We start from the raw sequence: 11,219 nt of genomic DNA on the forward strand, positions 1-11,219 counted from the left end.
AGGTTAGCAGGACGCATCATACAGGATGCGCGAGATCAATAAAAGAGACTGCCCCCTTTCGGAGTAATAGCTTACGCCACGCTTTGAGATAATTTGAACGTAGACGGTGGCACCCTTCAACGCTAGCATTAACAGTTATAACTGCAACGTATCTCAAGGATTTGTCATCATTATGACCCGAATGATTCGCCTGCTGCCTCTGGCGGCCCTGGTTCTGACCGCCTGTTCCGTTCATCAGCCGAAAGGCCCGGGCAAAAGCCCTGACTCACCGCAGTGGCGTCAGCACCAGCAGGACGTGCTGAAATTAAGCCAGTATCAGACCCGCGGTGCATTTGCTTATCTCTCTGACGAACAAAAAGTTTACGCTCGCTTCTTCTGGCAGCAAACGGGTCAGGACAACTATCGCCTGCTGCTGCTGAACCCGCTGGGCAGCACCGAACTGGAGCTGAACGCGAAGCCTGGCGAAGCGCAGATCACCGATAACAAAGGCCAGCACTACACGGCAACCGACGCCGAAGAGATGATTGGCAAGCTGACCGGAATGCCGATTCCGCTCAATAGTCTGCGTCAGTGGATCCTTGGCCTGCCGGGTGACGCAACCGACTATACGCTCGACGATCAATACCGTCTGAGCCAGGTGAACTACACCCAGGGCGGTAAAACCTGGAAAGTGGTGTACAGCGCGTATGACAGCAAGACGCAACCGTCGCTGCCGTCCAATATGGAGCTGACGCAGGGTAGCCAGCGTATCAAGCTGAAAATGGACAACTGGATCGTTAAATGATGACCCACTGGCCCTCTCCCGCAAAACTGAACCTGTTTCTCTACATTACCGGGCAGCGCGCTGACGGCTATCACACCCTGCAAACGCTGTTTCAGTTTGTCGATTACGGCGACACCATCTCCATCGAACCGCGTCAGGACGGGCAGATTTGCCTGCTGACGCCGGTCGACGGCGTGGCGCATGACGATAACCTGATCGTGCGCGCTGCCCGCCTGCTGATGAAAACGGCGTCGACGTCGGGTCGTCTGCCGGCGGGAAGCGGTGCGGATATCCGTATCGACAAACGCCTGCCGATGGGCGGCGGACTTGGCGGCGGCTCATCAAACGCCGCGACTGTACTGGTGGCGCTTAACCACCTCTGGGGCTGCGGTCTGACGACGGACGAACTGGCAGCGTTAGGGTTGACGCTGGGCGCCGATGTACCGGTGTTTGTGCGCGGCCACGCGGCGTTCGCTGAAGGTGTCGGTGAAATCCTCACGCCGGTCGATCCGCCGGAAAAATGGTATCTGATCGTTCACCCCGGCGTGAGCATTCCTACCCCGGTCATCTTTAAAGATCCTGACCTGAAAAGAAATACCCCGGCACGGTCAATAAAAACGTTATTAAATTGTGAATTCAGCAACGATTGCGAGGATATCGCAAGAAAACGTTTTCGCGAGGTTGATGCGGTGCTTTCCTGGCTGTTAGAATACGCGCCGTCGCGCCTGACCGGTACAGGGGCCTGTGTCTTTGCTGAATTTGACACCGAAACCGCCGCCCGTCAGGTGCTTGAGCAAGCGCCGGTTTGGCTGCATGGTTTTGTAGCACGCGGGATGAACACCTCCCCCCTACAGCAGGCCATTCTGGCGCAGACTGAGTTTCGGTGACAACGTCACCCTGTTCCAGACGTTGCATCGCGCTCTTTAATACACCGCCTGGATAGCGTTTGCTTAGGCCCCGCAGTTTGCGGCGAACGCTATCCACCACTGGACGCATGCCTGAGGTTCTTCTCGTGCCTGATATGAAGCTTTTTGCTGGTAACGCCACCCCGGAACTAGCACAACGTATTGCCAACCGCCTGTACACTTCCCTCGGCGACGCCGCTGTAGGTCGCTTTAGCGACGGCGAAGTCAGCGTACAAATTAACGAAAATGTACGCGGTGGTGATATTTTCATCATCCAGTCCACCTGTGCTCCAACGAATGACAACCTGATGGAATTGGTTGTTATGGTCGACGCGCTGCGTCGTGCTTCTGCTGGCCGTATCACTGCTGTTATTCCTTACTTTGGCTATGCACGTCAGGACCGTCGCGTCCGTTCCGCGCGTGTGCCAATCACCGCTAAAGTTGTCGCTGACTTCCTGTCCAGCGTCGGCGTTGACCGCGTACTGACGGTCGACCTGCACGCAGAGCAGATCCAGGGCTTCTTCGACGTGCCGGTTGATAACGTATTCGGCAGCCCAATCCTGCTGGAAGACATGCTGCAACTGAATCTTGACAACCCGATTGTGGTTTCTCCGGATATCGGCGGCGTGGTACGTGCGCGTGCTATCGCGAAGCTGCTGAACGATACCGACATGGCGATCATCGACAAACGCCGTCCGCGCGCTAACGTTTCTCAGGTGATGCACATCATCGGTGACGTGGCTGGCCGCGACTGCGTGTTGGTGGACGACATGATCGATACCGGCGGTACGCTGTGTAAAGCCGCTGAAGCGCTGAAAGAGCGTGGTGCGAAACGCGTATTCGCTTACGCCACTCACCCGATCTTCTCCGGCAATGCGGTAAACAACCTCCGTAACTCCGTCATTGACGAAGTTGTGGTCTGCGATACCATTCCACTGAGCGACGAGATCAAAGCGCTGCCAAACGTGCGTACGTTGACTCTGTCCGGGATGCTGGCCGAAGCGATTCGTCGTATCAGCAACGAAGAATCCATCTCTGCAATGTTCGAACACTGATCGAACACGGCCAAAAAACCCGCTACGGCGGGTTTTTTTGTTTATAGTATTTATTTGTATGACTTATGCCTCCTTCACCTGCCATTCACATGACAGATGATGCGCACACGGATGATAGATAATTGTGAAAAACGTAACCTCCTCACATGTTCTGCCCTTTCGCGCCCTCATCGACGCCTGCTGGAAAGAGAAATACACATCGTCACGCTTTGTTCGTGACCTGATAGCCGGGATCACCGTCGGGATTATTGCCATCCCGCTGGCGATGGCGCTGGCGATTGGTAGCGGCGTCGCGCCGCAGTACGGGCTGTACACCTCGGCCGTTGCGGGGATTGTGATTGCGCTGACGGGCGGGTCCCGCTTCAGCGTCTCCGGCCCGACTGCCGCCTTTGTGGTGATCCTCTACCCGGTTTCCCAACAGTTTGGTCTGGCAGGCCTGCTGGTTGCCACCCTGATGTCCGGCATCTTTTTAATTCTGTTTGGTCTGGCCCGCTTTGGTCGCCTGATTGAATATATTCCCCTTTCCGTAACGCTGGGGTTCACCTCGGGGATTGGGATTACCATCGGGACCATGCAGATTAAGGATTTCCTCGGCCTGCAAATGGCCCATGTTCCGGAGCACTATTTACAGAAAGTGGGCGCGCTGTTTATGGCGTTGCCGACGGCCAACCTGGGCGATGCAGCCATTGGCATCGTTACCCTCGGCACACTTATCGTCTGGCCTCGCTTAGGCATTCGTCTCCCGGGGCATCTGCCCGCTCTGCTGCTGGGCTGCGCGGTGATGGGCGTTGTCAACCTGCTCGGTGGACAGGTCGCCACCATTGGCTCCCAGTTCCACTATGTTCTGGCGGACGGCTCAAAGGGCAGCGGCATTCCGCAGCTGCTGCCGCAGCTGGTTCTGCCGTGGGACATGCCGGGCTCAAGCTTCACCCTAAGCTGGGATTCCCTTCGCGCTCTGCTGCCTGCCGCGTTCTCCATGGCAATGCTGGGCGCGATTGAATCCCTGCTCTGCGCCGTCGTGCTCGACGGCATGACCGGCACTAAGCACAAAGCCAACAGCGAGCTGGTCGGCCAGGGCTTAGGGAACATCGTTGCACCGTTCTTCGGCGGTATTACCGCTACGGCTGCGATTGCCCGTTCCGCCGCGAACGTACGTGCGGGCGCGACATCACCGGTTTCGGCGGTCATTCACTCCCTGCTGGTGATCATGGCGCTGCTTATCCTTGCCCCGCTGCTTTCATGGCTTCCGCTCTCGGCCATGGCTGCGCTGCTGCTGATGGTGGCCTGGAACATGAGTGAGGCGCATAAGGTGGTTAACCTGCTGCGCCGTGCGCCGAAAGACGACATTATCGTGATGCTGATCTGCATGTCGCTGACCGTGCTGTTCGATATGGTTATCGCCATCAGCGTCGGCATTGTGCTGGCCTCGCTGCTGTTTATGCGCCGCATCGCGCAGATGACGCGTCTCTCCCCGGTTAACGTTGAGGTGCCTGACGATGTGCTGGTGCTGCGCGTGATTGGTCCGCTGTTCTTCGCCGCAGCGGAAGGTTTGTTCAGCGATTTGGAATCCCGCATCGCGGGCAAACGGATTGTGGTGCTGAAGTGGGATGCCGTCCCGGTGCTGGATGCCGGCGGTCTGGATGCCTTCCAGCGCTTTGTTGCCCGCCTGCCGGAAGGCTGCGAGCTGCGGATAAGTAACCTTGAATTCCAGCCCCTGCGCACCATGGCGCGCGCGGGCGTGCAGCCGATCCCTGGCCGATTGTCCTTCTACCCTAACCGTGAAGCTGCGTTAGCGGATCTGTGAGTCATCTGATGCAGAGACTCGTCTTTGCATCATCACCCCGATCGCCTGCTGGAGCCATTCAAGCACGGCAGGCGTCATCCACGTGCCTTTCATCAGATGCGGCTCCTGCTGCATGGCGAGGCGAAATTTTTGCTGGGTCTGCGGGTTTGTTCCTGCATAGGACTGGAATAAAACCAGCCACTTTTCTGCCAGCTTTTGCGCATCGTCAGAAGCGGGACTGAGATTATCCTGCTGCGCCTGATGCAGCTTCGCCACCAGCGGCGGCCACTCCATCATCCGGTCAAAGTAGTGCGCCCGGGTAAAGGCCATCTCTTCGGCAGTGAGATATTTCTCCCAGATGCTGAGCTTTGATTCGGCAAACGCCCGCGTGATGTAATCAGTTATCTCCGGCGTAATGCCGGTTTGCTCCTGCATCTGCGGCTCCACGCTGTGCATCTCGTTCAGACGGGTCAAAAATTCCGGTTTGCCTGCGGTATCCTGCTCCAGGCGTTCCATCCACCGTGAAGCCAAATCGGTCGCCCGCGCGTCCGTGACGCTGACGTTCTGTTCCAGCAAGTGTTTAACTTCCGTCACCAGACCCGCCCAGATATCCGCCAGCGCCTCTTTCTCTACCGCAAACGGCAGTTGCTGCAACTCTTCTTTGCTAAACCAGCGATCGTACATATTCATTAACTCCAGAGTCTGTAGCCAGGATTCCAGATCCGGCGTCGCATCGTCGGTCAGCCCGGTTCGCAATTCCACCAGCCGGTTGCGCAGCGTATGGATGCTACGCAGTTGCTTGTCCAGCAGAGTGATTTGCCCGTCGAGTAATTCGGCTAATGACAGCGAACGCTGTTCCAGAAAATCCCTGATTTCGGCAAGCTCCAGTCCGGCTTTTGCCAGCGCCTGGATCATATGCAGACGCTGCACATCCGCCAGGTTATAAAGCCGGTAGCCTGCCGCGCTTCTGGCAGAAGGTAACAACAGCCCTGTTTGCTCGTAGTGATGCAAAGTCCGCACGGTGATCCCGGCACGTTTCGCCAGTTCACCCACCTGTATCAACATAACGGCTCCTTTTGTTCTGCCAGTGTCGTTACTCTGAAGCCTTACGTTACGTGAGGGTCAATGCGTCATGCAAAAAAAACGACTTCAGATGAAGTCGTTTCGGTGTTCTTTATGGGGCACTAGCTATGCTTGCGCTGGTCGCGGCGGCATCGTTTATCGTAATGGCGCACCCACCAGTATTTATCGCAGACTTCCTCATGTCCGCTCACGCGCGCCCCGGCGAGCCACAATACCGCACCAAGGAAGATACTCAGCACCGCGCCATGCGCAAAGTATTGTGGGAGGTCAAGCTGCGGTAATTGGTTTAAGATTGAATAACCGACACCGGCGACCATCACGAACAGTCCCAACCCCATTAGCACGTTACCGAGCATTGAAGCGTTTTTGCGTTTCATATGTCACCTCCGGAACTTTGGGTTGTCAGGGGAAAAGCCCCTTCTCCTTGTGTGTAAAGTATAGACAACGCCTCTTATATGAGTTGCGTGAATGATCACATTTACTGATCACTCCCGGACAAAAATTTACAAATAAGACATTGAACAGCTTGAAATTCTAATTGTTCAAAGAGGAAATTATTCGCATTTCGGTGTACAGCAGGCAGAACTTTGTCAAGCGGCGCGCCAGACAGTAAACTACGCGCCAGATCTGGAACCCATTAGGAAGTAAATCGTGACGATTAAACTGATTGTCGGCCTCGCCAATCCGGGCGCAGAGTATGCCGCAACCCGCCATAACGCCGGTGCCTGGTATGTTGATCTGCTGGCGGAGCGTTTGCGCGCTCCCCTGCGTGAAGAACCCAAGTTTTACGGGTATACCTCACGCATCAATCTTGCGGGTGCTGACGTGCGGTTGCTGGTGCCAACCACCTTTATGAACCTGAGCGGCAAAGCCGTGGCGGCCATGGCAACGTTTTATCGCATCAATCCGGATGAGATCCTGGTGGCCCACGACGAACTGGACCTGCCGCCAGGCGTGGCGAAGTTCAAACTGGGCGGCGGTCATGGCGGCCATAATGGTCTGAAAGACATCATCAGCAAACTGGGTAATAACCCTAATTTCCACCGTTTGCGCGTGGGAATCGGCCATCCGGGCGATAAAAACAAAGTTGTTGGTTTCGTATTGGGTAAACCCCCGGTTTCTGAGCAGAAGCTGATTGACGAAGCGGTGGACGAAGCGGCCCGCTGCACCGAGATTTGGCTTCAGGATGGCCTGACAAAAGCCACCAATCGACTGCACGCTTTCAAAGCGCAATAATCGGCGCCCCGGGGCTTTTTTACCGCGCGTCGCGCGGGTTACGTGTATAATAGGCGTAGTTATTTACTTTTCTTCAATCGGTTATCGTTAACGGATTGATTATCAAGATATTAAGGTGATTTAGAAATGGGATTCAAATGCGGTATCGTCGGTCTGCCAAACGTGGGCAAATCCACCCTGTTCAACGCGCTCACCAAAGCAGGTATTGAAGCGGCGAACTTCCCGTTCTGTACCATCGAGCCGAACACTGGCGTTGTGCCTATGCCCGATCCGCGTCTGGACCAGCTCGCGGAAATCGTGAAGCCGCAGCGCATTTTGCCAACCACCATGGAGTTCGTGGACATCGCGGGCCTGGTAAAAGGCGCATCCAAAGGTGAAGGCCTGGGCAACCAGTTCCTGACCAACATCCGTGAAACCGAAGCGATCGGCCATGTTGTGCGCTGCTTCGAGAACGACAACATTATCCACGTTAACAACAAAGTGGATCCAGCTGACGACATCGACGTCATCAACACCGAGCTGGCCCTCTCTGACCTCGACACCTGCGAGCGCGCCATTCACCGCGTGCAGAAGAAAGCCAAAGGCGGCGACAAAGACGCGAAAGCGGAACTGGCTGCGCTGGAAAAATGTCTGCCACAGCTGGAAAACGCGGGCATGCTGCGCGCGCTGAAAAACCTGACTGACGAAGACAAAGCGGCGATCAAATACCTGAGCTTCCTGACCCTGAAGCCTACCATGTACATCGCCAACGTTAACGAAGACGGTTTCGAGAACAACCCGTATCTGGACAAAGTGCGTGAAATCGCTGCGGCTGAAGGCTCTGTAGTGGTAGCGGTTTGCGCTGCCGTTGAATCTGATATTGCAGAGCTGGACGACGCCGACCGCGAAGAGTTCATGGCCGAGCTGGGTCTGGAAGAGCCGGGCCTGAACCGCGTGATCCGCGCGGGCTATGAGCTGCTGAACCTGCAAACCTACTTCACCGCTGGTGTAAAAGAAGTGCGTGCGTGGACCATCCCTGTCGGTGCGACCGCGCCTCAGGCGGCCGGTAAGATCCACACCGACTTCGAGAAAGGCTTCATTCGTGCGCAGACTATCGCGTTTGAAGACTTCATAACCTACAAGGGTGAGCAAGGCGCGAAAGAAGCAGGCAAGATGCGTGCGGAAGGGAAAGATTACATCGTTAAAGATGGCGACGTGATGAACTTCTTGTTTAATGTTTGATTTGTTTTGAATGAAAAAAATCCACGCTTTGGCGTGGATTTTTTTTCGTTCTTATTTAGTTATTATTAACGTTAAAAAACACCTTCTTTGAGTGGATTATCTTTTTTTCCGCCCCAAGGGTCGTCTAATAAAAACTTAGCTGTGACAGTGTCTTTTTCCGGCACAAGAGTGAAATTGTAATAAATTTCATCCCCTTCACAAATCTCATAATAGAGCGAATACGTTTTGTTGGTTACATTTATGTTTATGTTAAATTTCTCTGTCGCAGAAGCCACCTGAAGCTTATTTTTATCTGTAATAAAAAATGGCACTACAATGCAGCGTTGAGCATTTTCATCTAAATTAAAAGTATTTTCTATTTTAATATTTACGTTTGCTCCAAATGCGTCCTCAGGTAAAGGATCAAAAATAACATAATCTTTATGAATCACAGCGCCTTGAGATACATTACCTTTGCCCCACTGGCTCAGTTTTTCATCATAGTCTCGTGATCGTAGCAATATTTGACTATGTGTGATAAGTAGATCAACTGTTTGTATGTTTTTATTATTCATTATTTTACCTTGACTTTTATTCTTGTAACATCTGGCAATTCTGATAAAACATTACCAATATAATATTTGAAGCCGCACCAGAGTTACTGCCTTTCTACATAAGTTATCAGCTCCAGCGTACCGCTGGGCAAACCGTGGAATCAGAAGTTCTCCGTCGCTTCAAGGCTGACAATACGGGCCAGCAAAGTTTATTATCTGGATAGCTATGGCTAAGAATATGATGAGCCTCGTGTTTAGTGTTATGATTGTATTAAGCCACAAAAACTTTACTTTAAAATGGCTTTATCAGATTCTAATAAGATGGCGCCATTCTTGTTATCACTTTTTTATCCAAGTCTAAAGAATAATGCCAATCATACCAACCATTTATTTTTTCCGAAAAGGAGCAGACAATCAAAACCTCTTTTTTATCGTTTAATGTCAAATAAGAAAAAGACGCACCTTCTGGAGGCGCAAATGTTGAAAGCAAAGTCCCATCAATATTTAAAACAGTTAATAACACGGGTAAGGGTAATGGTTTACTCAATACAAAAATTAATTTTCTCTTTTCATCTATCATTGCCAGATCTAAATCATCTATAACGATAGCTACTTGGTGTGTATTATATATCCAATGCAATTCATTCTTTTCTTTATCACAGGTAAAATTATTAATCATTTTAATCTCATTTTATAACTTAGGGCTTGAGCAACGACTCGTCAATAACTTCCAAATAATTCATGCGTTCTGCAGGTGGCACAGCCATTTCGACTTGTGAACCGCCGCCAGGCAGATATACATTCGCACCTTTATCAACTTGAGGTCCAACTGCACCAATTTTAACTGGTAATGGTTTCTTAACTTCATAAGTTATTACTCTATCAATATCCGGTTTCCATTCCATCTTCACAGCGAGCTCATTTCTAACATATGAAGCATTAGGAATATCGTCAAATGTAGCAAACCCTCCAGGTCTCGTCGCTGGCTGGCCTGGAGATACGGCCATTTTTACTCGAGTCCCTGGGACTAATGTTGCATCTAAAGGAGGCTCATTTAATGGCCAAGGTGATTGTTCATTCACTAATTTGTTATAAGCAGAAGCCGCTTCAGTTGATGATTTGAAACGACCTTTATGCTGCCGCTGAAAATCATTCCAAGTATTAGTTCGCCCACATCGTAAACCTAATGGATCCACCCAACCCAGCGCATTCGGCGCATACTGGTAAAGGTTTATCCCCCCCGCCAGCCCTATCGGGTCCTGCTGCGTAAACCTTCCGCAGTCCGGGTCATAATACCGGAACAGATTGTAGTGCAGCCCTGTCTCACGATCCAGGTATTGCCCCTGCATACGCAGGTTCTGGGAATATCCTGATACCTGCGTCTCGCTTTCCCGCAGCAGTTTGCTCCAGGCGCTGTTCACCCCTTCCCAGCGCACCTGCCCTTCGCTATCCGTCATCCGCTCCGGCGTGCCGTTGGGCTGGCAGTGGAACCAGAAGATTTCCGGGGCATCAACGCCGTCAATACGTGCCAGCGGATCGTAGCTGTCCTGATCGCTGTAGACGTAGGTCAGCGGCACATCCCCGTGCACCTCCTGCAACAGCCGGAACCCTTCCCAGACAAACCGGGTGGTGACTGGGTTACCGGTTGGCTGTCCACCCACCATCTGGCGACGCGTTTTGCTGAACGCGTCGTCCGAGTGGGTCATAGCGGAAGCTGACCTGCGTCTGCGGCCTGTTGCGGTCCCGCGGCTGGCTGATGACCTCCGTCAGGCGGTGCTCGCCGTCGTAGCGGTAGTGCCATCGGGTCTGGCCGTTATCCTTCTCCACGGTGCGGCCATGGATGTCATAGCGCCAGCGAATGCCATTCAGCTGCGTCAGGCGGTTGTGCGTGACCTTCTCAGCAGACTCTTCAGGCGATAAAGGTTCTGTAGTGGTAGCGTTTTGGAACGCGGTTGAATCCGATATCGCTGAAATGAACGACGCCGATCGTGAAAATTTCATGGCCGAGCAGGGTCTGAACCGCGTGATCCGCGCGAGCCATGAGATGCTCAGCCTGCAAACCTACTTCACCGCGGGCGTAAAAGAAGTGCGTGGACCATCCCTGTGGGTGCGACTGCGCCTCAGGCGGCTGGTAAGATCCACACCGACTTCGAGAAAGGCTTCATTCGTGCGCAGACTATCGCGTTTGAAGACTTCATAACCTACAAGGGTGAGCAAGGCGCGAAAGAAGCAGGCAAGATGCGTGCGGAAGGGAAAGATTACATCGTTAAAGATGGCGACGTGATGAACTTCTTGTTTAATGTTTGATTTGTTTTGAATTAAAAAAATCCACGCTTTGGCGTGGATTTTTTTATAGAGTAACGAACTTATCCCCTTTTGCGCAGATAGAACTCCAGATATTTTTTAGGTCTATCCTGAAACGCACGCTCTTTGCTGTAGTTATAAGCATCGTTAAAATATTTATACGCTTCCTCGAATTGATTCAACTCATAACAGACCATGCCGAGATCGATTAAGGGTGCAGTGTCTATATCCGATCCACGTGTCCGTAATGTCGTCTCTCCCCATTTCTCTGCCTCAGCGTAATCCGCGAGATCAAAATATGCGCTGTACATGCAAGCAGAGATCCAGTTGGCGAGC

At 52.6% G+C, this 11,219-nt stretch carries 11 protein-coding genes and 2 pseudogenes; 7 read left to right on the forward strand and 6 right to left on the reverse strand.

What is annotated here, in order from left to right; all coding sequences use genetic code 11:
* The first annotated feature begins 172 nt into the window (after positions 1-172).
* From lolB to dauA, 4 genes are all read left to right on the forward strand, one after another.
* Complete coding sequence (lolB, locus tag LOC22_RS00735) at positions 173-784, forward strand: lipoprotein insertase outer membrane protein LolB (RefSeq protein WP_003856665.1); 612 nt, start codon at positions 173-175, stop codon at positions 782-784.
* Positions 781-1,650 (forward strand): 4-(cytidine 5'-diphospho)-2-C-methyl-D-erythritol kinase, encoded by an 870-nt coding sequence (gene ispE / locus LOC22_RS00740; protein ID WP_017693293.1) that lies wholly within the window; start codon positions 781-783, stop codon positions 1,648-1,650. Before lolB ends, ispE begins: the two co-directional genes overlap by 4 nt.
* Before the next feature lie 125 nt (positions 1,651-1,775).
* Positions 1,776-2,723, forward strand: a complete 948-nt coding sequence (gene prs, locus LOC22_RS00745) for a ribose-phosphate diphosphokinase (RefSeq protein WP_003856663.1) — start codon at positions 1,776-1,778, stop codon at positions 2,721-2,723.
* 124 nt (positions 2,724-2,847) lie between these two features.
* Positions 2,848-4,527, forward strand: coding sequence for a C4-dicarboxylic acid transporter DauA (gene dauA, locus LOC22_RS00750; RefSeq protein ID WP_230239257.1), 1,680 nt, complete (start codon positions 2,848-2,850; stop codon positions 4,525-4,527).
* Here the strand turns inward: dauA and LOC22_RS00755 are convergent.
* On the reverse strand, positions 4,513-5,571 hold the full coding sequence (locus tag LOC22_RS00755; protein ID WP_045142730.1) for a MerR family transcriptional regulator: 1,059 nt from the start codon (positions 5,569-5,571) through the stop codon (positions 4,513-4,515). The two genes, dauA and LOC22_RS00755, sit on opposite strands and share 15 nt — an antisense overlap.
* A 119-nt stretch (positions 5,572-5,690) precedes the next feature.
* Entirely contained in the window at positions 5,691-5,966 is a 276-nt protein-coding gene (gene ychH / locus LOC22_RS00760) for a stress-induced protein YchH (protein WP_003856655.1), read from the reverse strand.
* Between the two features lie 274 nt (positions 5,967-6,240).
* Here ychH and pth point away from each other — a divergent pair, with 274 nt between their 5' ends.
* Both pth and ychF read left to right on the forward strand, forming a co-directional pair.
* Complete coding sequence (gene pth, locus LOC22_RS00765; protein WP_006810922.1) at positions 6,241-6,825, forward strand: aminoacyl-tRNA hydrolase; 585 nt, start codon at positions 6,241-6,243, stop codon at positions 6,823-6,825.
* Positions 6,826-6,951: 126 nt separating this feature from the next.
* Positions 6,952-8,046 (forward strand): redox-regulated ATPase YchF, encoded by a 1,095-nt coding sequence (gene ychF, locus LOC22_RS00770; RefSeq protein WP_003856650.1) that lies wholly within the window; start codon positions 6,952-6,954, stop codon positions 8,044-8,046.
* Positions 8,047-8,117: 71 nt separating this feature from the next.
* Here ychF and comJ read toward each other — a convergent pair whose 3' ends face one another.
* The 3 genes and pseudogenes from comJ to LOC22_RS00785 all read right to left on the reverse strand — a co-directional run.
* The gene (comJ, locus tag LOC22_RS00775) at positions 8,118-8,600 is read right to left on the reverse strand and encodes a competence protein ComJ (protein WP_230239258.1); all 483 of its coding nucleotides are present in this window, start codon (positions 8,598-8,600) and stop codon (positions 8,118-8,120) included.
* 292 nt (positions 8,601-8,892) lie between these two features.
* Complete coding sequence (locus tag LOC22_RS00780; protein WP_032634362.1) at positions 8,893-9,258, reverse strand: hypothetical protein; 366 nt, start codon at positions 9,256-9,258, stop codon at positions 8,893-8,895.
* Between the two features lie 19 nt (positions 9,259-9,277).
* A pseudogene (locus tag LOC22_RS00785) lies at positions 9,278-10,490 on the reverse strand (RHS repeat domain-containing protein); the annotation flags it as partial.
* Positions 10,491-10,497: 7 nt separating this feature from the next.
* On the opposite strand from LOC22_RS00785, the pseudogene LOC22_RS00790 reads away from it, so the two are divergent.
* Positions 10,498-10,886: pseudogene (locus tag LOC22_RS00790) on the forward strand (DUF933 domain-containing protein); the annotation flags it as partial.
* Positions 10,887-10,945: 59 nt separating this feature from the next.
* Here LOC22_RS00790 and LOC22_RS00795 read toward each other — a convergent pair.
* The gene (locus LOC22_RS00795) at positions 10,946-11,194 is read right to left on the reverse strand and encodes a hypothetical protein (protein WP_198924011.1); all 249 of its coding nucleotides are present in this window, start codon (positions 11,192-11,194) and stop codon (positions 10,946-10,948) included.
* Positions 11,195-11,219: the final 25 nt, after the last annotated feature.

Origin of the sequence: Enterobacter sp. AN-K1, from assembly GCF_020971765.1 — a bacterium.
Lineage (GTDB): Bacteria > Pseudomonadota > Gammaproteobacteria > Enterobacterales > Enterobacteriaceae > Enterobacter > Enterobacter hormaechei_C.